Source organism: Mucilaginibacter flavidus, assembly GCF_024055575.1.
GTDB classification, from domain to species: Bacteria; Bacteroidota; Bacteroidia; order Sphingobacteriales; family Sphingobacteriaceae; genus Mucilaginibacter; species Mucilaginibacter flavidus.
In genome coordinates, this window is sequence record NZ_JAMXOE010000002.1 from 496,783 (window position 1) to 521,373 (window position 24,591).

At 41.9% G+C, this 24,591-nt stretch carries 16 protein-coding genes and 1 tRNA gene; 7 read left to right on the forward strand and 10 right to left on the reverse strand.

From position 1 onward, the window contains the following. Positions 1-11 precede the first annotated feature (11 nt). From NAF19_RS06430 to NAF19_RS06440, 3 genes are all read left to right on the forward strand, one after another. Positions 12-2,501 carry a M1 family aminopeptidase gene (locus tag NAF19_RS06430; RefSeq protein ID WP_252788996.1) on the forward strand — a complete coding sequence of 830 codons (2,490 nt, stop codon included), beginning with the start codon at positions 12-14 and terminating at the stop codon, positions 2,499-2,501. Positions 2,502-2,559: 58 nt separating this feature from the next. Then, positions 2,560-5,055 carry a M1 family metallopeptidase gene (locus NAF19_RS06435; RefSeq protein WP_252788997.1) on the forward strand — a complete coding sequence of 832 codons (2,496 nt, stop codon included), beginning with the start codon at positions 2,560-2,562 and terminating at the stop codon, positions 5,053-5,055. Between the two features lie 196 nt (positions 5,056-5,251). Further along, positions 5,252-5,665, forward strand: a complete 414-nt coding sequence (locus NAF19_RS06440; RefSeq protein WP_252788998.1) for a hypothetical protein — start codon at positions 5,252-5,254, stop codon at positions 5,663-5,665. Here NAF19_RS06440 and NAF19_RS06445 read toward each other — a convergent pair. The 6 genes from NAF19_RS06445 to NAF19_RS06470 form a co-directional block, all read right to left on the reverse strand. Beyond that, positions 5,625-6,476 (reverse strand): sterol desaturase family protein, encoded by an 852-nt coding sequence (locus NAF19_RS06445; protein WP_252788999.1) that lies wholly within the window; start codon positions 6,474-6,476, stop codon positions 5,625-5,627. The two genes, NAF19_RS06440 and NAF19_RS06445, sit on opposite strands and share 41 nt — an antisense overlap. Positions 6,477-6,495: 19 nt before the next feature. Continuing rightward, a complete protein-coding gene (gene cdaA / locus NAF19_RS06450) occupies positions 6,496-7,287 on the reverse strand; it encodes a diadenylate cyclase CdaA (protein ID WP_252789000.1) in 792 nt (263 codons plus the stop codon). A gap of 86 nt (positions 7,288-7,373) precedes the next feature. Continuing rightward, the gene (locus NAF19_RS06455; protein WP_252789001.1) at positions 7,374-7,856 is read right to left on the reverse strand and encodes a group II truncated hemoglobin; all 483 of its coding nucleotides are present in this window, start codon (positions 7,854-7,856) and stop codon (positions 7,374-7,376) included. Positions 7,857-7,957: 101 nt separating this feature from the next. Continuing rightward, positions 7,958-9,010 carry a TerC/Alx family metal homeostasis membrane protein gene (locus tag NAF19_RS06460; RefSeq protein WP_252789002.1) on the reverse strand — a complete coding sequence of 351 codons (1,053 nt, stop codon included), beginning with the start codon at positions 9,008-9,010 and terminating at the stop codon, positions 7,958-7,960. Continuing rightward, positions 9,010-9,981 carry a polyprenyl synthetase family protein gene (locus tag NAF19_RS06465; RefSeq protein ID WP_252789003.1) on the reverse strand — a complete coding sequence of 324 codons (972 nt, stop codon included), beginning with the start codon at positions 9,979-9,981 and terminating at the stop codon, positions 9,010-9,012. Before NAF19_RS06465 ends, NAF19_RS06460 begins: the two co-directional genes overlap by 1 nt. A gap of 167 nt (positions 9,982-10,148) precedes the next feature. Beyond that, complete coding sequence (locus NAF19_RS06470) at positions 10,149-10,994, reverse strand: SDR family oxidoreductase (protein WP_252789004.1); 846 nt, start codon at positions 10,992-10,994, stop codon at positions 10,149-10,151. Between the two features lie 473 nt (positions 10,995-11,467). Here NAF19_RS06470 and NAF19_RS06475 point away from each other — a divergent pair. Beyond that, a tRNA-Ser gene (locus NAF19_RS06475) sits at positions 11,468-11,555 on the forward strand. A gap of 551 nt (positions 11,556-12,106) precedes the next feature. Here NAF19_RS06475 and NAF19_RS06480 read toward each other — a convergent pair. The 3 genes from NAF19_RS06480 to NAF19_RS06490 form a co-directional block, all read right to left on the reverse strand. Then, positions 12,107-15,616 (reverse strand): glycoside hydrolase family 38 N-terminal domain-containing protein, encoded by a 3,510-nt coding sequence (locus NAF19_RS06480; protein ID WP_252789005.1) that lies wholly within the window; start codon positions 15,614-15,616, stop codon positions 12,107-12,109. Between the two features lie 145 nt (positions 15,617-15,761). Continuing rightward, the gene (locus tag NAF19_RS06485; protein WP_252789006.1) at positions 15,762-17,192 is read right to left on the reverse strand and encodes a sugar porter family MFS transporter; all 1,431 of its coding nucleotides are present in this window, start codon (positions 17,190-17,192) and stop codon (positions 15,762-15,764) included. Between the two features lie 4 nt (positions 17,193-17,196). After that, positions 17,197-19,014 (reverse strand): class I mannose-6-phosphate isomerase, encoded by a 1,818-nt coding sequence (locus tag NAF19_RS06490; RefSeq protein WP_252789007.1) that lies wholly within the window; start codon positions 19,012-19,014, stop codon positions 17,197-17,199. Positions 19,015-19,240: 226 nt separating this feature from the next. On the opposite strand from NAF19_RS06490, the gene NAF19_RS06495 reads away from it, so the two are divergent. The 3 genes from NAF19_RS06495 (at position 19,241) to NAF19_RS06505 (ending at position 23,582) form a co-directional block, all read left to right on the forward strand. After that, a complete protein-coding gene (locus tag NAF19_RS06495; protein WP_252789008.1) occupies positions 19,241-19,969 on the forward strand; it encodes a GntR family transcriptional regulator in 729 nt (242 codons plus the stop codon). Positions 19,970-20,238: 269 nt separating this feature from the next. Beyond that, entirely contained in the window at positions 20,239-21,534 is a 1,296-nt protein-coding gene (locus NAF19_RS06500; RefSeq protein WP_252789009.1) for an amylo-alpha-1,6-glucosidase, read from the forward strand. 143 nt (positions 21,535-21,677) lie between these two features. Continuing rightward, entirely contained in the window at positions 21,678-23,582 is a 1,905-nt protein-coding gene (locus tag NAF19_RS06505) for a right-handed parallel beta-helix repeat-containing protein (RefSeq protein ID WP_252789010.1), read from the forward strand. Between the two features lie 22 nt (positions 23,583-23,604). On the opposite strand, the gene NAF19_RS06510 is transcribed toward NAF19_RS06505, so the two are convergent. Continuing rightward, positions 23,605-24,483: an AraC family transcriptional regulator gene (locus tag NAF19_RS06510; protein ID WP_252789011.1), complete on the reverse strand. Its 879-nt coding sequence runs from the start codon at positions 24,481-24,483 to the stop codon at positions 23,605-23,607. Positions 24,484-24,591 lie beyond the last annotated feature (108 nt).

Below are 24,591 nucleotides of genomic sequence, written 5' to 3' on the forward strand. Positions count from 1 at the left end.
CCAACGTCGTGATGAAACTTGAATCCTTATCCATTTTAGTGTGTGGCCTGCTCGCCGGTTTGGCTGCTAATTCGGTAAACGCCCAAACATCGGCCCCGCTCGAAAATCCGCTGATGAAAATATACCGGGAAACGCCGCCGAAAATTAACGACCTGGTGCATACCAGGCTCGACGTGCGTTTCGACTACAAAAAACGCTACCTGTACGGCAAAGAATGGGTAACCTTAAAACCTCATTTTTATCCTACAGATACACTCAGGCTTGATGCAAAAGGTATGGATTTGAAAACCATCGCCCTGGTAAAAAACGGAAAAAACATCCCGTTGAAATTCAGGTATGAGGATAGCCTATCGGTGGCCATACAATTGGATAAAGTTTATCACAATACGGAAAGCTATACTATTTACATTGACTACACTGCCAAGCCCGAGCAATTAAACCCCAAAGTTGCCGACGAAGGTACGGGCCTGTATTTTATTAATCCGGACGGCACTGAAAAAGATAAGCCAACGCAAATATGGACACAAGGCGAGGCGGAAAGCTCATCCTGCTGGTTCCCTACCATCGATAAGCCCGAACAGAAAACAACTTCGGAAGTAAGCATGACCGTGCCGGCAAAGTACGTAACCTTATCAAATGGCCGGCTGGCTACACAAAAAGTTAACGGTGACGGCTCGCGTACCGACACCTGGAAAATGGAGCTGCCAAACGCACCCTATTTGTTTACCATGGTAGTGGGCGATTTTAAAATTTATAAAGATAAATGGCGCGATAAAGAAATTAGCTATTACCTGGAACCTAAGTATGCCCCTTACGCTAAAGAGATATTCGGGATGACGCCCGAAATAGTAGAATTTTATTCGAAAACACTTGGCGTCGACTTCCCGTGGAACAAGTACTCACAAGTAGTAGTGCGCGATTTCACCGGCGGCGCAATGGAGAATACAACGGCTACAACCCATTCAGAAAACATACAGCAAACACACCGCGAGCTGCTGGATGCCTATTATAATTATGCCCGCAGCACTATAGCCCACGAACTGTTCCACCAATGGTTCGGCGATTTTGTAACTACTGAAAGCTGGAGCAATATTACAGTGAACGAATCGTTTGCCGACTTTAGCGAAACCATTTGGGCCGAACATAAATACGGTAAAGATGAAGGTGATGCACATGGCTACGCCGACTTACAACGCTACCTGAATTCGCCCGGCTCAGATACCAAAAACCTGGTGCGTTTTCATTATGTGCAAGTATTTGACGTTGCTGATGCCGTAACTTACCAAAAAGGCGGCAGGATTTTAAATATGCTGCGGAATTACTTAGGTGATGCAGCTTTTTTTAAGGGATTGAACATCTACCTGAAAACAAACGCTTATAGCAATGGCGAAGCCCAGCAGCTTCGCCTGGCCGAAGAGCAAGCCAGCGGACGGGACCTGACCTGGTTTTTTAACCAATGGTATTATGGCGCCGGTCATCCCATATTGAATATAAGCTACAAATGGGACGAGGCCACTAAAACTCAAACCGTTTATTTACAGCAAACACAAACCGGGCAAACTTTCAGACTACCAATGGCTATTGATATTTACGCCGGCGGCAAAAAAGAACGCCACAATGTTTGGATGAGCGACAAAACTGATACACTCATCTTCCATGTGACATCAAAACCAGATTTGGTAAATGTTGATGGCGATAAAGTATTGTTGAGCGCCAAAACTGATAGCAAAACTCCGGATGAATACGCATTCCAATATTTTAACGCCCCTTTATATGTCGACCGTTTGGAAGCTATAACTTTTGCAGCGGCAAACAAAACCGATGAAAGGGCTCAGAAAATATTGACAGCGGCCCTAAAAGATAAATATTACGGCTTGCAGGTTAAGGCCATCAAAGCCCTCGATTTAAGCAACAAGGATATCCGAAACGGTGCATTGCCGGCATTGACCCTGCTGGCCCAAACAAGCGAAAATACTTTGGTTAAAGCTGCCGCAATTACCGCTTTGGATAAATTAAAAACGCCTGCCAATTTGCAGCTGTTTAAAAATGCTTTAGGCAGCCAATCGTACGCTGTGCAAGGCGCGGCCTTAAGTGCTTTAGCAGAACTAGACCCCGCGCAGGCATTACCGCTTGCTAAAAATTACGAAAATGATAACAAAGGCGCCCTTAGCCTGGCAATACTAGCTGTTTATGCCAATAACGGCAGCGACGAACAGTGGCCTTACGTATACACTTCGTTCCAAAAGGCTACATCGCAAGGCCAATTTGGCATGATAAACGGCCCCTTTGCCGTAATGGTTGGCCGTGTAAAAAATCCGGCGTATGCACAGCAGGGCATAATCGCAATGAAAGAGTTCGGATTGAAGTTTAAAGGGTTTGGATTGGCCCAGCCTGTTATTGCCGCATTGAATGGTGTAAAGGCCCAGCGCGCTAAAATGAACGACGGCGAATCGGTTAAAGTAATCGACGATGCTATTAAACAATTAAGTGAAACAAAGTAGGTACGCAATGCATTGTGTATCTTATAAAAAGAACAAAAACCTCTACAAATAAATAACCATGAATTTTAAAAAACTATCACCATTTATCCTTACAGGCCTGTTTGTTGGGCTTGCTGCAACGGGGGTAAATGCACAGGCTACCAAACCGGAAGACCCGGCAATGAAAATTTACCGCGAAACACCGCCAAAAATTAACGATTTGGTGCACACCAAACTTGACGTGCGTTTCGATTATAAAAAACGCTTCCTGTATGGCAAAGAATGGGTTACTTTAAAGCCGCATTTTTACCCAACTGATACCTTAAGGCTCGACGCTAAAGGTATGGACCTTAAAACCATAGCCATTGTAAAAAATGGTAAAAATGTGCCGCTGAAGTTCAGGTATGACGATAGTCTTACCGTGGCTATCCAACTGGACAAAGTTTATCATAGTACTGAAAGCTATACCATCTACATTGATTATACTGCAAAGCCAAATCAATTGCATATTAAGAGCAGCGCAGCCATAAACGATGCAAAAGGGCTATACTTTATTAATCCCGATGGTACCGAAAAAGATAAGCCGATCCAGATTTGGACACAAGGCGAAACTACCGGTTCATCGTGCTGGTTCCCTACCATTGATTTGTCGGAACAAAAAACTACTGACGAAATCAACATGACCGTGCTGAACAAATATGTAACACTATCAAACGGTAAACTGGTATCACAAAAAGTTAATGGTGATGGCACACGTACCGATACCTGGAAACAGGATTTACCGCACTCGCCATACTTGTTTATGATGGCCGTTGGCGATTTTAAAATTTATAAAGACAAATGGCGCGATAAAGAAGTTAGCTATTACCTGGAGCCAAAATACGCCCCTTATGCCAAGCAGATTTTCGGCATGACGCCCGAGCTGATTGAGTTTTACTCAAAAACCCTTGGTGTTGATTATCCATGGGCCAAGTACTCGCAGATTGTGGTACGTGACTACGTGAGCGGTGCGATGGAAAATACTTCGGCGACCTTACATGGCGAGTACGTGCAGGAAACCCCGCGCGAACTGATTGATGCCAATTATGATGCCGGCCGCAGCACCATCGCACACGAGTTATTCCATCAGTGGTTTGGCGATTTGGTTACTGCCGAAAGCTGGAGCAACCTTACTGTAAATGAATCATTTGCCGATTTTAGCGAAATGCTTTGGGCCGAGCACAAATATGGCCAGGATGAAGCCGATTCGCACAGTAACGATGCGATGCAAAACTACCTGGGCTCGCCTGATGCTAAAGGCAAAAACCTGGTTCGCTTTCACTATGTTGATAAAGAGGACGTTTTTGATGTGGTAACCTACCAAAAAGGTGGTCGCATTTTAAATATGTTGCGCAACTATTTGGGTCAAGAGGCCTTTTACAAGGGTTTAGGGTTATACCTGAAAACCAATGCTTATAAGGAAGGTGAGCCACACCAGCTACGTTTGGCCCTTGAGCAAGTAAGCGGGCGCGACCTTACCTGGTTTTTTAACCAATGGTATTACGGCGCAGGTCACCCCGAGCTCAAGATAAGCTACAAATATGACGATGCTACCAAAACAGAAACTGTTTACTTAGCGCAAGCCCAGGAAGGCCAAACATTTAAACTGCCGATGAATATTGATATTTATGCAGGTGGCAAGAAGAATAGGTACAAAGTTTGGATGAACGATAAGGCTGATACGCTGAATTTTCAATCGGCAACCAAGCCCGATTTGGTGAATTTTGATGCTGATAAAACTTTACTTACCAAAAAAACCGACGACAAAACGCTTGACGAATTTGCATTCCAGTATTTTAACGCGCCACTGTTTATGGACCGCCTGGAAGCCATAACTTTTGCAGGCAACCACCAAAGCGATAAAGCCGGGCAAAAAGTAATGATTGCTGCTTTAAAGGATAAATATTATGGTTTGCGCATTCGTGCCATCAGGGCGTTAAACATGAGCAATGATGACATACATAATGCAGCCTTGCCAGTATTGGTTTCGTTAGCACAAAGTGACGAAAACACATTAGTCCGCGCGGCAGCCATCGCCAAACTTGGCGCATTAAAGGCCTCGGGCAATATGGCGCTGTTTCAGCAGGCGTTAACGAGCCAGTCGTACGCTGTGCAGGCTGCTGCCTTAAATGCAATTGCTTTGATTGACCCGGCACAATCATTAACTATAGCCAAAGGTTTTGAGGCCGACAACAAAGGCGCACTTAGCCAGGCTATTGTGAATACTTATGCTCTGAACGGCACCAGCGAGCAATGGCCATATATCTACAAAAAATATATGGATGCAGGCCCGCAAAATAAATTCGGTTTAACCCGCAGCTTTGCAGCAATGACAGGCCGCGTTGATAAGCCTGAATATGCGCAGCAAGGTATTAGTGCTCTTAAAGACCTGGGTATTAAATACAAACAGTTTGGTGTTGGCCCGTTTGTTACCGGCTTACTAACCACTATTAAAGGCCAGCGCGAAAAACTGAATGATGCCGCCTCAGCAAAAGCTGCTGATGAAGCCGTAAAAGCGGTGAATGACGCAAAGTAGTATTTTGTAAAGACGCCCCGATACATCGGGGCGTCTTTATTAAAGCAGCCGGTTTCGAAAGAGGCCGGCTGTTTTTTTTAACATTTTTCGCATGAGAATTAACGTGATTTAACATTTCGTTTCTCTAAATTTGTTTTCCATGCGTGGTTAAGACGCGAAGTATCGCGCCTCTAAGTTGCACCTAAATTAAATCGTTATGAAAAAAATAATAATTGCTTTTATATTATTCGGGAGTGCCTACCAGCTAAAGGCACAGCAGGTAAAGGTTAATCCTGCCGATAGTATTTTGGCATCCATAAACAATTCAATTAAAGCTCAAAACAACTCCTGGAAACAGTTGACATCAGGTCTGAAAGCAGACCAGGTGCTGGCTTTATATGTTGATAAAACAGACGCCCAGGCTTCGTTAAACAATCTGTATTTCTCCAACAATATGCCAGTTGTAGTTTTACCGGGGAACTCAAAAATGCCGGTTGCACGATTAGATGGATATGATAAAATGCCTGTTAAATCGGCAAATTCCGACAACGGTGTCGTCAATCAGCAATTCTTCAAGAGTTTGCCTACCTTTAGACTTCCGGCAGAACTTTCCCCTGCTCCTGTGAAGTAACAACTTGTGCGCCTGATTTTTTTTGCGCCTCGCGGATAAGCTTACCCTGCTCCCGTTGTTCAACTATTTCATCATAACTCGCCTCGTAGGTTGGATGGTTGGTGTGCATCACCCTGTCCCAAAAGTTAAAATAAAGGCCGTAATTGCATTTTACCAACCGATGGTGCATATTATGATGAGTAGATGTGTTGTGCCATTTAAACAGCATGTGACTGGCAAAGCCCTTTGGGAAAAGTTCGTAACCCAAATGCCCGGCAACATTCAGCAGCAGCGAGTATAATCCAAAAATAACTATAGTAGTGGCATGATGAGGAATGGTGAAAGCTATCAACGGGATGATGCCTACTTCAACCACAGCCTCAATCGGGTGAAAAGCATAGGCTGCAAACGGTGTTGGGTTGATAGATAAGTGGTGTACTTTATGCACGTATTTAAAAATGGGCTTCCAGTGCATCAGGCGATGCGTCCAATAGAAATAAGTATCATGCATTAGTATCATCAGCAAAATACTGAAAAAATAGTAGAAGTAGCCGTACTTATCAAATGGCGTGTATACCAGCGTCAGCCCTTTCATACCGGCTATTACCGTCAGCATTATTATTACCCCAAATATCAGTACGGTGAAAAAAGAATATTTTATTTCGCGGAAGATGTGTTGTTTTTCGGGGTAACGCTGTTGAATTTTTGAAGCCCAGTACCGCTTATTTTTCCATACATAAAAAACCAGGTAAAAAGAACCCGTGAATAGCAGGTAGCGTACAGCTATGTTCAGCAGCAGTTTTAAAGCATCGAATGACAGAAGCGTTTGCATATCTACTAAACGTTAAAAATCAAAAATCCTTATTCAGCAACTTTTCCAGCTCGGCAAAGCTGATGTTCATTTTAACACGGCCCTGCTTGGCATATGATATTTCGCCGGTTTCTTCGGATACGATGATAGCCGTGGCATCGTTCGATTCGGTTACCCCAATACCGGCACGATGACGCAAACCAAACTGTGTTGGCAGATCGGTTTTCTCGGTAAGCGGTAAAATACAGCTGGCCGATTTTATTTTATTTTCAGAAATCACCACCGCCCCATCATGCAACGGACTGCTTTTTTGAAAAATACTTTCAAGCAAACGTTTTGAAATTTTGGCCTCAATCATTTCGCAGCTGTTCTGGTAAAACTGCTCATCGTAATACTTGGCGAAAACTATCAAGGCACCAGTGCGCGTTTGTTTCAAACTTTTGCAGGCATCGATAATAGGCTTAATACGGGCATAGTTATCCTTTTCAATTTGTGCCTTACCGAAAAAATACTGCCACCAGGCTTTGTTGCGCTGCAGCGAAGCATTTTTACCCACCAGCAGTAGAAAACGCCGAATTTCCTGCTGAAACAGGACGATTACCGCAATAATACCAACGTCAGCCACCTTTTTCAGTATACCGGCAAGCAGGGGCATTTTGCTTTCGGGCACTATAAAATACAGCACGTATATCAACGCAAGCCCTATAAAAATATTGGCAGCGATTGTTCCCCTAATCAGGTTGTACAGCTGGTATATTATAATAGCCAGCAATACAATATCTAAAATGGAGAAGGGTGTTATCTTGAAAAGCTTAAAATCAAACGCTTGCATAAAAGCGAAGTTAGGTATTTAGTCCGAAAGTCAGGAAAGTCAGTAAAGTCAGTAAAGATAATTTACGGTCTTTTTTCAGCAGCACATCATCCCATAAACGGTCCGCCGGGTACACCCCAGCCCCATTGCGGCATAGGTACATTTGGGTCTTCCGTTACTTCGGCTGTGTTTGAGTTGATTACCGCTATGCGGGTGCCCCATTCCAGGTACGCGAGGAATGCCGAGCGAAATTCCGGGTCGGAAGGCAGAGATAGTTCGTCGGCTGTTTGCAGCAACAGTTCCATCCAGCGTTTGCGGTGAGTCTCGGTAAGGTATTTTTGCAGGTGCTTTTGTATCATGCGGAAATGGTCGCCTTCGCTTTCGCTGTAAACTTTGGGCCCGCCTAATACTTCGGCCACAAAATGGGCCACATGCAGCCGGTGCTGTGGCGACATGTGCTTGAAAACTGGTTCGAGTATATCGTCGGCTAAAACCTTATCGTAAAATTTATCAAAAAGGGTTTCGAATACCGGCATACCACCGGCCCATTCATAAAGTGTAGGAATTGGGGTTGCATTGTTGTCTGCCATCGGAAGAAAGATTTGTGGTAAATTTAGTCCGAAAGGTAGAAAAGTCAGTAAAGTCTAAAAGAAAGTTTTGTAACCCAAATCTCATATCTTTTAGCTTCTGGCTAAGCCTTTAATCCCTCTTTCTTTGGAAATATAAGTGAAGCAGCCACACTAATCACCAAAATAGCCAGGATAATCAGCAATGAGCGGCCGGTGGTTAAGCCTATCGCGTCTACATATTCCGCAGCAAGCATTTTAAGGCCGATAAAAGCGAGCAATATGGATAAGCCAACCTTAAGGTAATGGAACTTATCGATAATGTTAACCAGCAGGAAGAACATTGAGCGCAGGCCCAGGATGGCAAATATGTTAGAAAAGAAAACAATATAAGGATCCTTGGTTATAGAAAATATCGCAGGGATGGAATCCACCGCAAAAACCAAATCGGTAATCTCAATGATAATAAGCACCAAAAACAACGGTGTTATTAGGTTTTTACGGTCGATTTTCACGAAGAACTTACTCCCTTCAAACTGCGGGTGAACGGCAAAGTATTTGGATGCAAATTTCACCACTTTGTGGTTCTCGGGATCAATTTCATCTTCCTGGTTGCGGTTAATAAACATGGTTACACCGGTGTAAACCAAAAATGCACCAAATAGATACAACACCCAATGGAAATGACTTATCAATGTGGAACCGAGGAAAATAAATGCAAATCGCATCATTACTGCACCCAATATCCCCCAAAAAAGCACCTTGTGATAATGCCTCGGGCTAACGCCAAAAGCGGTAAACACCAGCACCATCACAAAAATATTATCAACCGATAGCGCATACTCAACCACATAACCGGTAATAAACTCCAAACCCAGATTTTTGCGGTACAATTCAAGGCCACCGGCCAGGTCGCCGGGAATTAATTTAAGGTGATGAAAGTTTTTCTCATTTATCTGCTGCAACGCGGTAAAGCTGTCAACATGGTGCAACAGGTGGCCGAATTGCAAAATCAACCCATAGAATATCAGCGCCAACGTTACCCAAACAGCACTCATGATACCTGCCTGTTTCAAGCTTACCGCCTTGTCGGTTTTGGCAAAAAGGCCAAGGTCGAGCGATAGCATTATTAAAATGAATACAATAAACGCCGATATAAAAATCAGTTCGCTGCTCATTATTTATTGCGTTCGGTAGTAAAACGTACCAGTTGCTCAAGGCTCCGGCGCGATTCACCGTCAGGGAATGTATTCAATATAGCAAACGCCTCGTCCTGGTATTTTTTCATTTGCGTTTCTGCGTACTGCAGGCCGCCGGTTTCTTTTACAAAACTGATGATACGGGCAATTTTTTCCGGGTCGTCGTTATGGTTTTTAACCAGATTTATCATTTGCTTTTTAACATCGCTCTTGCTGTTGTTGAGCGAGTATATAAGCGGCAGGGTAACTTTTTTTTCTTTTATATCGATGCCGAGCGGCTTGCCAACATCGTCGGTGCCGAAATCGAACATATCATCCTTTATCTGGAAGGCGATGCCGATTTTCTCGCCAAACAGGCGCATCTTCTCTATAGTCTCGTCGTTAGCCCCTGCAGATGCCGCACCACATTCGCAGCAGCTGGCTATCAGGCTGGCCGTTTTCTGGCGTATCACCTCGTAATAAACCTTTTCTTCAATATCCATCCGGCGCACTTTCTCAACCTGTAACAGTTCGCCCTCAATCATCTGCTCCATGGCAGTCGATACTATTTTTAAAAAGCGGTAGTCATCGTGCTTCATGGACAACAACAAGCCTTTGGAAAGCAGGAAATCGCCCACCAAAACGGCAATTTTATTTTTCCACAAAGCATTGATAGAGAAAAAACTGCGGCGCTGATAAGAGTTATCAACCACATCATCATGAATCAATGTAGCTGTGTGCAGCAGTTCAACAAGCGCGGCGCCCCGGTGGGTCGACTCATTAATACCCCCACAAATACTGGCGGAAAAAAAAACGAACATCGGCCTTATCTGCTTGCCTTTGCGTTTTACAATGTAATGTGTAATGCGGTCGAGCAGCGGTACCGAGCTTTGCATCGAGGCCTTAAACTTGCCTTCAAAAACATCAATTTCAGCCGCAATAGGTTTTTTAATTTCGTTGATGCTCAACATTCAGTTACACGCTTTTTTCCGGCACAAACATAAGGAAAAAGTTCGTAGTTCATGGTTGATAGTTCATGGTTCTTGGTAGCTGCAATTAGCAATTTGGCCCTGCTGCTACTAACCCCTGCTACTGCAACTGCATTTCTGGCTATGAACTATGAACTATCAACCATGAACTACTCAGCTTTCGGCGCCAGTTCGCCGTACCAATAGGCAGCGGTAACACCACCGTCCATCAAAAAATCGCTGCCCGTAATAAATGCTCCATCCTGGCCCATTAATAAAGCCCCAACTGTCCCTACCTCGTCGGGGGTGCCAGCGCGGCCTACGGCAGAAATATCTATCATACGTCGGTATCCATCACCCCTTGGACCGGACAGTTCGTCCTTTGCGAGTGGGGTAATAATTATCCCAGGACTAATGGTGTTGATGCGAGCGTCCCGTTTACCCCATTTTACAGCTTCGGCCATCACCCGCAGGGAGTTCCCCCTTTTTGATAACTGATAGGCGTGCAGCGAGTCTTTAATCTGATCGGGCTGAACGAAATGAAGAGACAGTAGCTGTTCTACAGGCGTGGTTGCAAGGGCCTTATCCTGCTCCGGCGTTAGCGCTGGCAAGCGGTGTCCCGACTGCGAAGCAATTACCACACCCGAACCACCGCTTTTTATCACTTTACCGAATTCTTCAAGTATAAGCGCTGTGCCATATAAATCAACCTTAAGTATTGTTGACGGCGATGCCTGTGAAGGCGAAACGCCCGCAGCGTGGATAAGACCGGTAATGCCGCCAATTTCGGTTGCGTTTTTAATCAATGCCAGCACTGACTGTCGGGACGATACATCAACAATAGCAGTGCTTACCTCGAACCCGGCTTCGCTAAGGGTTTTTGCGGCTGCATCGCTGTTTTCCTGGCGGAGGTCGGCAAGCAGGATGTGTTTTCCAGCACTTACACGCCGTGCAATTGCCTGGCCGATTGAGCCCGCGCCAATAACTACTATTACGCTAATTGTTTTTTTGTCCATGGGTTATTTAAATTCTAAATATGCGAAAAATCCATTTATCCAAAGTTACTGCTACAATTAAGCGCACGTTAACAACAATCAAACAAAAAATTAAGATTTTCAAACAGCCATTAACCGACACCTCCGTTGCCTGCTTTCGGCTATTAACCATCAACCATGAAATCCACACCCTGACTAAACCTTTTACCATAAAACCACTCTATCAATATAACAACATTAGTTAAGAAAGATTACAGTAGTGCATATCGCACAAACATAACGACCGAGTAAGGTAATTAATCCTAAGTCTGTATTAGGTAGTCTTGAGTCATTTATTTGACTTTAGACTTCCGGCTCAGGACTCAAGACTTTAAAAATAGTGATTATAGTTTTTGTATAGGTTAAGTTTTCATGACGCGTCCGGGGGTTTTGCCCCGGACGCTTTTTTATTTAATAATAAAAGCAATATTATTTTACCTTTGCAATCCAAATCCGGAGAGGTGTCTGAGTGGTCGAAAGAGCACGCCTGGAAAGTGTGTATACTTCAAAAGGGTATCGAGGGTTCGAATCCCTCCCTCTCCGCAAATCTAAATCGCAGGATCTCTTCGGAGACCCTGCGAGGACAGAAAAGGCAGTCCCAGTGTCGATACAGCATCTAAAAATCAGTCCGGTCATAACAAAAACCTGAACCAACAGGGGGTTTACAGGGTTGACACAATTTTTGCACATTTTCACATTATATAATTGACTATCAATAATTTAACAAGAATTAGGCGGCAAAATATGTCAACCCCTGTTTTCGATAATATACGAAAAAATCAGATCCGGCACGAATCCCTTACACTCCGCACAGTCCAAATCGTTCACTCTCCTCATAGACCCTCGCGGGAGGAAAAAACAATCCTCATAAATAACATATAATCAATATCCTATTCCGGACTTAAGCATTATTTCCAAAAAAACCGACCGTTTTGCGTGGTTAAATCATCCAAAAATAAAACAAGCGACAAAATGAAAAATCTATTAAAACTAAACCAGATGCTGGCAGTATCCATTATATTGGCTACAATAGGGCTTTTTCAATCCTAACCCACCCAAAAAAGTTAAAAAGGGATAATATCTTAAATCTGCTTCTACTCTATTATTAGCGACGTAATTCCATGTGGCAACATGTTAATCGAAGTCCCCGCTTCTTCACCCGGCGTTTCGTCCGCAATGCATGTTCTTATAGATTTTGGCTTAAAAGAAGGGAATGACAGATTTACCATTTCCGGTTTATCCGATAATGATCGCAGGCGAATAATCATCGACTTTCCATCTTCAGATGTTTTAATGATCGAAATAAAAACGTTCACATTATCGATTTTCATCCAGGTGTTTAGGATTATTTTTTTCTTAACCGGAGTAGCAATCAGCGGTTGTGACTCCTCAAGCCCAAAACGATTAGCCTTAACTGCATCGTAGGCATATTGGTGAGGTAATATCCTGTAACGAAAATTCAATTTACCTTCCTGCGACAGCGGAAAATTGGTGTGCCAATGATTGTTAAGCGCCCATGAATATATGGTTGAACTTAATGGCAAATGCTGGATCCATTCAGGTGAATGAAGAGCTCCTCCAATAATATTAGCAGTCATATTACCACTTTCGAAAGTAGGCGCATCCAATGAGCACCAGGTTATCCCCTTGCCTTCATTTGAAATGTCAAGCCAGCGTTGGAAACAAATCCAGTTCCGGTTTGCAGCAGGAAGTTGATCGGCATCTATTTCTACCACGCTCCAGGGAACATCAATGCGCGTACGTCCGTTTGGGATGTTAAATGAAAAACCAAAATGAACCCCTTCCTTTTCCTTTATTGCTATTTTGTCTACCAGATTATTAATTTCAACTTCCGGCATCCCGGCTATAATGCGAACTTCCCGTGTTAGCTTATTGCAACCATCAGCTTTTGAATTCACCTCAATGGAGGCAAGAAGTGGCCCATTCTCTTTAATTATAGTTTGTACTTCTGTCGGCCACGTTGCCTTTACCGGCTTTTGTGACAGCGTACTGATTGATGTAGTTGCATTTGCCGCATATTGTGGCCCACCCGAAGCCGGCTTCCCGCTCCCAAGCACGTACCTGAAACTGTTGATGTTAGAGGCATCACCGGGATTCACAAATTCAAAGCCCGCTTTATCCTTTAAACTGGTAATATCACCGGTAACAGGATCAATCAAAACTTTGACCAGGCCATTATCCAGGATATTCCCTTTAGCCATTTTCATATTGGATTTTTCCCCGCTTTCAGTGCTCAGGGTGTAGTTTTTCGTTCCTAGCGCAGGAACATCAGCTGCCAAAAATACCAATTCACCAGTGCTCAACCTTTGTGACTTAACCAGTTCATTATTTTCATCCCGTACCGACGAAACTGCTTCACTTTGGTCGCGTGATAGTGTTATCAAACCATTGCGTACCCACGACAAAGTATTAAAAACACAAATAATATTTGACTTATCCGTTGATACGGTGCTAAGCGCATTGGCAAGAAGCTGAATACTGCTCTTTTCGGCGGTTTTAAAGAAATTTTGCTTCACTCCCCATATTTCATTCTGCATATCGGCCTGGTAAGGATTCATATAGCACCAGGTATGTTCTGACCCCATGAGCACGTTGCGCCATGCTTCATTCATTTCTGAACGCGGCGCTTTTTCCCGTGGACGCAACATTGACCAAAGAACGTCTGTTTGAATTAAGCGCTCTTTCGACTTCCGGTTCATAGATGTCTCTTTAGCAGCCGAGCCCAGTCCATCTGTCCAATACTCTGTAAAATCACCCCTGAATGAGGGAATTATATCTCCATATTTCTTCTCAAATGCCGACATAATATCTGTTGAACTTGCAATAACGAGGTGTGGAAATGCATATTCTTCGTTCCAGCTTTTAACAGCCTCGGGTAAGTCGGCATCTATTGGTGTATTATCTGCCATTGCCCATGTCATTGGAAATAAATCGTAAGGATAACTGCTATTGACCTCCAACTCCTTAAGTTTTTCCCATAAATAACCATCGATGAAATTTTCACGGGGATGATCTGTTTTTACGATTTGCAGTAGTTTATTCGGATCTTTTTGTCCCGCCATTAAAGGCCAGTATTTAAATCCTTTTTCTCTTGCGCCGGGAGTATAATCCCCGGGTTGAAGAAATAATACCTTTGAAACGCCATCCTGTCCAATCCACCAGAATGGTTTGAAGCTGAATTTGTCAGCAAGGCCTGTTCGGTCCGATCCGTTGAAAGGGGCGAAAACGTATTTTATTCCAAATTGAGCAGCCATGGGAACAATTCCCCATGACATACCGGGAACATCTGTCTGATCAATTGTACTAACAGGGACACCTGTTAATTTTTCCAAGCGCTTTGCATCTCCAAAAAACCTGGGAAATTCTTCATCGGCCGTCACACTTGTATTATCATTTATATACCCTGCATCAAGATGTATATATCCTTTTCTAATTGCCTCCAATAATTGTTCCCGCTCAGTTGGTGTAGCATTTTTCAAATAACGCTCAACAGGCCACATCACTTCAGGATTCCAAACATAACGTGCCCCCTCCGGATAATTTGCCGTTTCCTTTGCCAACTTCATCCCATTAACCAGGTTGCGCTTATGAATAATTTCGACATTTGCCTGGGTGTTTGTATACCCTATATCCACATGTGCATGCGGATAAATATACACTGTCCATTGTCTTTGCTTCGGCAATACAAATGATTTTCTTATGATTTTGCTCCCCGCTTTTAACGAAACAAATATTTGTATTTCCTTCTCGATACCTACACCGGACGGAAGCGTGATCGCTGCCGTTTCTAACCCCTCTTTTCTAAATGGGACAGAGGTGGTTACCGTGCGGTCATCTGCCGTAACCTCAATTTCCGAAGGTTGATATAAATTATCCCCCTTAAAAACGAGCATGACTTCCCTTCCCGGCTTGCCATCTTTACAATAGCGGTACACGCTTGTTGATGTGCAATCAATATCATTAGGAAATGGCAATGCCGACTCAGCAACTTCAAGCTCTGATATAAATTTCACTTCGCTCAGGCCATAAACATTGCCACCCCAGTTAGATGCCGCAGCAATAATTACGGATTTCAATGCATTTTTTTCATTAATAACTATTTCCGATGCTTTTCCTTTCATGTCTTTAGCATCCGGTAATTCCAACGCAGTTAACTCGATCCAATCAATTTCGTTAGTTGATCCATAGACTTTTATTGAGCGAAACCCCCGATTAGTCAAATTCTGCTGATTATGGTTCCATACCAATATTTTGTTAAAAGATTTCGGGGTTGAAAAATCAAATCTCACCCAGGCCTTATACGAAGGCAATCCTTTTGCGGGGATGCTGGCAACAGGATTCTCCGCTGTATGCCACATTGTGAATGCACCATCGTTACTATCATGCAGGTTGTTGTGAATACCTGAACCGTCGGTTAAATGGTTGACGCTTTGGTCGGGACCGAAAGTATCCGACGCCAACGAAGTTATTTCGCCTGCCCGAATATTCTTAATTATTTTGAATGTTGCATTTTGTGCTAAACAACCAAAGCTAATAAGCAAAAGGACTAAACTGATTGGTATGGCAATAGTTAACTTTTTCATTTCTAATTGTTCAATGTTCTGAAATTACCTTAACACATTAGCGCCCCACATCGAGCGTAAATCCCTTACCGCTAAAATGAATACTACGCAGTTCGCCCAAAAATGGGCGGAGATGAATCTGTAATAACATGCGCGCCAGCTGAAGCTAGAGCTTATTTATTTCCTTATCGATATACGCTGTCTTCCAGAAAGTTTCGATCATTTCCAACGATTTACCTTTGGTTTCGGGTATCAATTTCCAGGTTACCCACAACGCTGGTGAACAACACAGCCCAAACAGCCAAAATGTCCACGAGGATCCAAGTCCCTCCAGCATTAGCGGGGTTAATTGACCAACCAGGAAATTACCTACCCATAACGAAAGTGTGGCAAGAGCCATAGCCTTTCCCCTGATGGCATTTGGAAAAATTTCGCCCACTACCACCCAGCAAACCGGCCCGAATGAGAATGCGAAACAGGAAATAAATGTTATTATAAAGATCAATATCCACGGACCGGAAGTTATGCCCAACGCAAACAGCGCTCCGATAACGAACAATGCAATTATGGCTCCGCCAATGCCGGTAAACAACAATGGTCGGCGCCCCCATTTATCGATCGTAAAAATGGCTACAAAAGTGAATACAACATTAACCAGCCCTATAGTTACCTGGCCGCCCAACGCATTATTAAGTGTAAAACCCGCCTGTTCCAATATTTTTGGCCCGTAATAAATAACCGCATTGATACCACATACCTGCGACATAAATGGCAGCAGCAAACCAATCAAAAGGGCTTTGCGGTAAACCGGCTTGAATAACTCCTTCAGTGACGTTTGCGAATCCCCATCTCCCGTGGCTTTAAAGGCCTCTATTTCATTTTTTGCAGCATCGACGCCGTCAATCTTGGTTAAAATATCCTTTGCTTTTTGTTCTTCGCCCTTTAACAGCAACCATCTTGGCGACTCAGGCACCATCATTAGTGAAACAAGGAATACCACAGCAGGCAAAGCACCAATACCAAGCATAGCCCGCCATACTTCGGTAGAAAAAACCCTGATCATACTATCACTACCAAACGAACCACCCGAGTGATTAAGCAGGTAGGCATTTGAGAAATAAGCAAGTACAATTCCTATAGTTAAAGCTAATTGGTATAACGAAACCATCATTCCGCGAAAACGCGAAGGTGAAAATTCGGAGATGTATAAAGGTGATACCATTGAAGCCACGCCTATCCCCAAACCGCCTATCAGCCTGAATATTACCAATACGGAGAATGAACCGGAAAACATACAGCCCAATGCCGAAGCAAGAAACAAAACTGCGGATATGATAAGGACAATCTTGCGGCCGTATTTATCGCTTAATTTACCAGAAATGCTTACACTTATAATACAGCCAAGTAATGCGCAGCTTACAAACCAGCCTTCATAATTTGCATTAAGGTTAAAATCGTGTTTTACCAGGCTAACCGTGCCGGAAATTACGGCCGTGTCAAACCCGAATAAAAACCCGCCAAGGGCGGCTACCAGGCAAACCAGGTACAGGTAAGTATTGCTCTTTTTTGTTGGAGTATTTATTGTTACTGTATTCATCGGGTTATTTTAAAAATGCTTTAACAACCTTTGCCTTGCTTTTACCAAGATTGGTAATCTTATAGCTGTTTGCCGCTGCCGGAACTACAAATGTTTCGGCATAAGCGAATATTTGGTTTGACCCATCCGCTGTTTCTATCCGTATTGATTCACCTTCAACCAGCATCATCACATGGCAGCAGCTATCAGTTTCTATCCTTACTTCACTATCAAAATCAATGCGATGAACATCATAAAAATGGTCGGCATGTGTTGGTAAATGGATAAGTTCCCAGTCTTTACCTGTTTCTAAAACTTTGGGAGTCGAAATCAACTCTTCCTGTACACGGTTTCCTTTGCGTTCAAAATTTAAATTATTAAAGGCATGATCAATGTTAATTGGCCTTGGATTGCCATCAAGGTCAAGCCTGAGCCAATCGTACATTTTAAAGGTAAAGATGTATGGGGTGGCGCTTATCTCAAGTACAAGGTTGCCGGCGCCAGCGCTATGAACGGTACCATTAGGGATTAAAAACAGGTCGTGTTTTTTTGCGGAATGCGATTGTATATAATCTGTAATGTTTACTTCTATTCCTTCATCCTGGCTTTTTTCCAATTCATTCCTGAAAATTTCAGGATCGATATTTTCCTGGAAGCCTAAATATACATGGGCATCCTTTTCGCAATCCAATATATAATAGGTTTCATCCTGGGTAATGGTTTCTCCAAATATTTCCTGTATGTACTTTAGTTTTGGATGGCATTGGATTGATAAATTGCCGCCATCATAGGTATCTAAAAAATCAAACCTTATCGGGAACTCATCACCAAATTTTTCAGCATGCTTGCCAAGCACCTTTTTTTGATTGTAAAACATCAAAAAATCAAACGATGCTTCCAGTAAGTATCCGTCACTTTCAAAAACCAGCCCATTCTCAGGCACAATCAATTCGAACGACCATGCGTAATTAACCACGTCCTCATTTACATTCAGAATATGTTGTTTTATCCATTGGCCACCCCAGGCTCCCGGCTCAAACCAGGGCCGTACACGGATTGTGGATTGACTGATCTTGTTTAACCCATCCTTAAAATCTGTAGCCAGCATCCAGTTAATATCTGTTGGCCACTGTCCGTCTGCTAATACAGTTATTTTATCAAGTATTGCTTTCTTATGCTGATTTAATAAAACCCAATCAACAAAATAAAATCGTTTATACATGAGAAATGGCTCCTGTATCTGGTCGTTACCCAAATTGGTAACCGAATTGCCCCGCATCCGGTATTGCAGTTCGTTTTTTGGAATATCTATATAAATTATGGGGGAATCCCAATTTACTAGTGACGCGGCCGTGCCAATTACGATATTAATATCGCATCCATCGTCCGGTAGTTGAGCGGCCAGGTCCTCAAATACATACAGATCTTTAATTTCAAGTAAACATTTGGTTCCCCATACAGAATCCTCAGCACCGAGATAGGGCTGCACCAGGGTTTCAATTTCTGAAACGGGTTTCAAAAAAGCTGCAGTCTCAATCCAATTTACCTTTAAGCCTTCAGCTTCTATTTGTTTTTGAAGTATCAATTTAACCCGATCCCAAAATACCCCTGTGTACCCGTCTATGATGACAGTTTTTTGTTCAATGATCCATCTTGTAAGCGACTCGTATCCGTTAAAAATCTTATTTTCACCAATTGGTTGCGCCGGGTAAATATTATAATTACCTTCAATTGTTGCGCTCCGATTTAGTTTAACGGGCATTAAAAACTGTGAAGATTTGCGCAGTTGCAATTCCATATATTCAGTGTAAAATGTTTGCTTGTTGGGGTAGTTAGAATTCATAATTTATTGTAACGTATCAAGGTGTTTAATAAGCAAAAGCTTTGCATTATTCAAATTTGTATCATTTCAAACAATAAGATATATGTTATAATGTACAAACATATAAATTAAAAACGATTATCCGAATTTTTTTGGGGGGATACATAATAATATTGTACACATGTTTTATGTACAAACAAATTAACTAATTTTCAAAATGCTTATTATTGCAAATATTTTTAGATAAATGAAATATTCTATCGACCACAAGAGTCCTATTCCCCTGCATATACAAACTGAAATGCTATTAAGGGACATTATTGCAGAAGAAGAATATAAAAATGGCAAAACTTTACCAAATGAAGTTGAGCTGGCAAAGCAACTGGCGATATCACGTACCACGTTGAGGCAGGCCATTAATAAATTAGTTTTTGAAGGGCTTTTAATACGTAAAAAAAGAACCGGGACCAAAGTTTCACAAGCCGCAGTAAGCTCCAAATCAAATAACTGGTTAAGCTTTTCGCAGGAAATGAAACTAAGGGGCATACTGATCAAGAATTTTGAGTTGCACGTGACTTGGGTGTTTCCGGATGAGGTTCTTGCTAATTTCTTTGAAATAAAGACCGATCGTAAAATATTGAAGATGGAAAGAGTGAGAGGTAAACCAAACGAACCGTTCGTGTATTTTGCTTCGTACTTTCATCCCCGCGTTGGATTAACCGGTGACGAAGATTTTAAAAAACCATTGTACGAAATGTTGGAACACGAACACTCTGTTATTGCCACCTTATCAAAAGAAGAGATCAGTGCAAAATCGGCTGATACATTTATTGCAGCTAAACTGAAAGTAGCGGTCGGCAGCCCGGTACTGTTTCGTAAACGGTTTGTGTTCGACCAGGGAGAGAGGCCAATAGAGTTTAACCTGGGTTATTATAAAGCAGACAGTTTTGTGTATACTGTTGAAAGTTCAAGATAAGTAAATAGGACCAATCGAAAGCAAAAAAGCATGCTTACAATACATTTCTTTATAAATATTTAACCCAGGGACTCCAAAGGTCCTACATTATACCTTTCCCTAATTTCTTTACTGAATAAGATTGACATAGGCCACAACCATATTGCCAATTTTGCTTAGTCTTATGACAAATTCGAGAAATTATAATCACTAAACGTTTATCATTTTTACGGACCGTTATAAATTTTTTTGATTTTAAAAATATCGCCTCCTCGATATTAAGAACAAACATGAAAAATATCTTTTTAACTACGGTTTTAATAATCAGCGTTTTCATAAAAGGACTAGCTCAGCCGGGGCATGAATTGGCTACGCAAATTAAGACAGACAAACAACTGGATACTGTGTACTCAAAAGCCACAACTCTTTTAAGCAAAGGCTTTAATGCAGGCGATGGTTACCCCCAGGTTTGGATACGCGATTTTAATACTTTCATCGAAACTTCATGTAAAGTTTACAGCCGGGACAGCATTAGGGTAAATTTGCTTACTTTTCTCAAGCTTCAGCAAACAAACGGCGAAATTGTGGACGGCTATGTATTAAAAGGCCATGTAACGTGGAACGACCCTAATATTTACACCTCTCCAAATGACGCATCCCATGTAGGTTTCAAGAATACGGTTGAAACAGACCAGGAAACTTCGCTGATACAGGCCATAGCCAAATACATTCGTATAACCGGCGACAAATCAATTTTGCAGGAAATGATAGCCGGGAAAACCGCCTTACAACGCATGGAGACATCCATTACCTATTTATTAAAGAACCGTTATTCAAATAAATATCACCTTTTGACAGGGGCTACAACGCAAGATTGGGGAGACGTACAGATTGAAGGTGGTGCCGTAGTTGATATTGATGAAAATACCCACTGGGCTATTGACATATACGACAATGCCATGTTTGTTATAGCGCTCAATAATATGGCCGGTTTTTATAAAACAGACACAGACCAAAAAAAATGGCGCCAGCTAAAAACCACCACTATCAACTCGATCAGAAAACATCTTTGGGATGCAAAAAAGCATAAATTTATTCCTCATTTGTATCTTGGTAAATCACCGTTCCCCGCAAGTTTTGATGAGAACAAAATCTACTTTCATGGCGGAACAGCCATTGCTATTGAAGCAGGCATTTTATCAAAAAATGAAATTAAACTTGCTTATCAGGACATGGTTCGTAATGTTAAACTTTCCGGCGCTCCTTCTATTGGTTTAACACTTTACCCAGTCTACCCCGAAGGTATTTATAAAAATTCCTCAGCGTCAAAACCATACATATATCAAAACGGCGGAGACTGGACCTGGTTTGGCGCAAGAATGATTCAGCAACTTACAAAACATGGTTTTATTAAAGAAGCGTATAAAGAATTGCAGCCCATGCTCGACAGAACAATAAAAGACAAAGGCTTTTACGAATGGTACGGCGTTGATGGTAAGCCGAACGGTTCTGCAGCTTTTAAAGGTTCAGCGGGTGTTTTGGCAATAGCAATAGATGAATTGAAGGAGTGGGCAAAGCATAATTAAATTGCAGTTAAGTGCTGCACAAATAAAAAATGATTTGCAATTGATGTGGAAAATCACTTCGGTGATAGGAGGAGAATTTTTCTCAGAAAACAGCTTCAATATTTTACATCAAAATCTAAAAACCAAGTAGTAATATTATAAATATGAAAAGGTTAACCATTTTTGTTTTTATATCGGCTCTAACCTTTTCTGGTTTTGCACATGCAAGCAAAGGAAATCCCAAACAAGGCGGGCAGCGAATATCTTTTACTGCGACAGGGGAAGAAACGCTACCTCACAATAATTTAATTAATGTAACTGACTACGGCGCAAAACCGGGAAGTTTTGAAGATGCGGTGCCTGCATTAAAAAAGGCTATCGAAGCCTGTAAAAAGAATGAGGCAATAAAGTTGGTATTTGCAGAAGGCCGCTATGATTTTTGGCCGGAACATGCCGAAAAGCGAAATTACTTCATTTCGAATACATCGTCGGAGACAGAATGTCCTTCGAAATTGAAAACAGTAGGGCTTCTCTTCGAAAAAATGAAAAATCTAACCCTCGAAGGTAATGGGTCGTTATTTGTGTTTCATGGCAAGATGACCACGTTTGCATTGACCCACTGCGAAAATATACATCTACAAAACATTAAAATTGATTTTGAGCGGCCAACTATGTCGGAAATGACTTTCCGAACGGTTTCAGACAGTGTTATAGTAGCCGACATTCATCCCGATTCGCGGTACACCATTGTAAATGGACATTTGCAATGGTATGGCGAAGGTTGGGGTATGACGAACTTCCATGCAATATTGGTAAATCCTGCCAAAGGAACAGAGGTTTATAGTTCGTGGGCGCCATTTCAAAAAGCAACAGTAGCTATAATAGCTGCAAGTCAGGTCCGCTTTACCGGTGATTTCAAAAAATACAATTTTCAACCCAGAGAAGTACTTACCATACGCGATCCTATTCGTGATCAGGTTGGCGGTTTTATTAATCGTTCGAAAAATATTACTGTTAAAAATGTTTCGATGCATTACATGCACGGGCTTGGTATTGTTAATCAGTTTTCGGAAAACCTGAATTACGACAGTGTGTTTGTTATGCCTCGACCGGAAACCGGGCGGATGATTGCATCCTTTGCTGATTGTATACACTTTTCGGGCTGCAAAGGTCAGATAACAATCGAAAATTGCCGGTTCAAAGGCACGCACGACGACCCGATTAATGTACATGGCACACATCTTGAAGTCACCGGGATTATTTCACCCACCCGGCTTAAGATCCGGTTTATGCACCCACAGACCTATGGTTTTGAGGCTTTCTTTGCGGGAGACACTGTTGCATTTGTACACTCATCAAAACTCCAGGTTTTTAGTACCGGTGTATTAACCTCGGCAAAACTCATCTCAGAAAGAGAGATGGAGGTGGAATTTGCTGCCCCCGTTCCCCGTGACATGGTTGTTAACGACTGCCTGGAAAATATTACGTGGATACCTTCTGTCACTATACGCAATTGCAGGTTTGAAAGGGTTAATACCCGTGGTCTTCTTATTACAACCAGGAAAAAAGTTTTGATAGAAAATAATGAATTCATTGGAATTGGTATGCATGCAATTCTTATCGCTAATGACGCATCAAGTTGGTATGAATCGGGAGAAGTAAAAGATGTAACTATCCGAAATAATATTTTTGAAAACTGTGGCTACAACTCTACGCCAGGCAATTATGTTATCGCCATTGCTCCGGAGTCCCACGGATCTGAAAACATAGTTCACCGGAATATTCGTATCGAAGACAATCTTTTTAAGATATATGATTTCCCAGTTTTGACCGCACATAACACCGAATTTCTCATCTTCAAAAACAATAAAATTATCCGTACAGAATTTATGAAGCAGGGCGACAAACGTCCCCAGTTTAGTCTGACTGACTGCCGGAAAGTGGAAATAAAAGATAATACGGTTGAAGGCTTTGATGATCTATCGGCACAAATCGAAAACATGGGTAAAAAAGAGCTTTCAACTGATATTAGTAATGTAAAAATGATATTAGCCGATAAAAAGAAATGATATTCTGCTATTGGTACGTCAATTAAGTTTGCTTGTTCTTGGCTAAAAATTCTTTTTGATAATTTAAAGGGCTCTTTTTTGTAATTGATTTGAAGAATTTATGAAAACTTGCAAAGTTATTGTAGCCGCATTCGTAACAAATTTGCTTAACGTTTATATTGTCTTCGATAAGTAGTTTACAGGCATTGCCAATTCTTATTTCGTTTATAAACTGGGTGTAGGTTTTTCTTGTCCTGGATTTAAAATACCGGCAAAAAGAATTGGGGCTGATATTAGCAATTTCTGCAATTTCTTCCAGCTTTATTTGATTTTTAAAATTCCTTAGCGAATAATCATAAATTGCATTTATACGGTCTTTATCCGAATCTTCAAAATTATGATTAAATACAATTGACGATAGTTGTTCATACTGACTCTGCCCAACAAGCATTAAGGCTTCTATCAATAAAATAATTTTATTGTATCTGTCCTCACTTACCAGCGCATCAAAAACGGTTCCTAAATCCTGGGTTTTGTTTACTTTTACCGACACTCCCCTTTTTGAACTATCAATAATCGATTTGATCAATTTATTTTCAGGTAAATTGATGAAATCCTTACCCCAAAAGTTTTCGTTGAAATGAACAACCTGCACATCGGCAACGGCCTTTGTTTCATCTTTAAAATACGCATCATCAAACCTCCAATAATGAGGTAAAAATGGACCAATTAATACAACATCGCCCGATTGAAACCGCTTTATGCTGTCGCCAACAAATTGGGTTCCATTCCCGTTCTTAAAATAAATTAATTCGATTTCTGAATGATAATGCCAACGATTGTTTACAGAAGGAACAACATCACGCCGCACGCTAAATGAATTCGCACTATCGTTATTTAATTTTAGCAGTTGAGGTTTCATTTTCAAATAATTGGTTAGGTAATTTACCACCATTCCATAATTTAATTTTATCAAACTCCGCGCAAACGTTTGTTTTGAGCTCAATATCCGGATTGTTGGACCTTTTTT

What these genes read in the sequence shown, in the direction of transcription:
- NAF19_RS06500 (WP_252789009.1), top strand. Translation starts at nt 20,239, where the DNA reads ATGAAAAATATCTTTTTAACTACGGTTTTAATAATCAGCGTTTTCATA.
- NAF19_RS06480 (WP_252789005.1), bottom strand. Translation starts at nt 15,616, where the DNA reads ATGAAAAAGTTAACTATTGCCATACCAATCAGTTTAGTCCTTTTGCTT.
- NAF19_RS06505 (WP_252789010.1), top strand. Translation starts at nt 21,678, where the DNA reads ATGAAAAGGTTAACCATTTTTGTTTTTATATCGGCTCTAACCTTTTCT.
- NAF19_RS06445 (WP_252788999.1), bottom strand. Translation starts at nt 6,476, where the DNA reads ATGCAAACGCTTCTGTCATTCGATGCTTTAAAACTGCTGCTGAACATA.
- NAF19_RS06460 (WP_252789002.1), bottom strand. Translation starts at nt 9,010, where the DNA reads ATGAGCAGCGAACTGATTTTTATATCGGCGTTTATTGTATTCATTTTA.
- NAF19_RS06510 (WP_252789011.1), bottom strand. Translation starts at nt 24,483, where the DNA reads ATGAAACCTCAACTGCTAAAATTAAATAACGATAGTGCGAATTCATTT.
- NAF19_RS06465 (WP_252789003.1), bottom strand. Translation starts at nt 9,981, where the DNA reads ATGTTGAGCATCAACGAAATTAAAAAACCTATTGCGGCTGAAATTGAT.
- NAF19_RS06440 (WP_252788998.1), top strand. Translation starts at nt 5,252, where the DNA reads ATGAAAAAAATAATAATTGCTTTTATATTATTCGGGAGTGCCTACCAG.
- cdaA (WP_252789000.1), bottom strand. Translation starts at nt 7,287, where the DNA reads ATGCAAGCGTTTGATTTTAAGCTTTTCAAGATAACACCCTTCTCCATT.
- NAF19_RS06470 (WP_252789004.1), bottom strand. Translation starts at nt 10,994, where the DNA reads ATGGACAAAAAAACAATTAGCGTAATAGTAGTTATTGGCGCGGGCTCA.
- NAF19_RS06455 (WP_252789001.1), bottom strand. Translation starts at nt 7,856, where the DNA reads ATGGCAGACAACAATGCAACCCCAATTCCTACACTTTATGAATGGGCC.
- NAF19_RS06490 (WP_252789007.1), bottom strand. Translation starts at nt 19,014, where the DNA reads ATGAATTCTAACTACCCCAACAAGCAAACATTTTACACTGAATATATG.
- NAF19_RS06435 (WP_252788997.1), top strand. Translation starts at nt 2,560, where the DNA reads ATGAATTTTAAAAAACTATCACCATTTATCCTTACAGGCCTGTTTGTT.
- NAF19_RS06495 (WP_252789008.1), top strand. Translation starts at nt 19,241, where the DNA reads ATGAAATATTCTATCGACCACAAGAGTCCTATTCCCCTGCATATACAA.
- NAF19_RS06485 (WP_252789006.1), bottom strand. Translation starts at nt 17,192, where the DNA reads ATGAATACAGTAACAATAAATACTCCAACAAAAAAGAGCAATACTTAC.
- NAF19_RS06430 (WP_252788996.1), top strand. Translation starts at nt 12, where the DNA reads ATGAAACTTGAATCCTTATCCATTTTAGTGTGTGGCCTGCTCGCCGGT.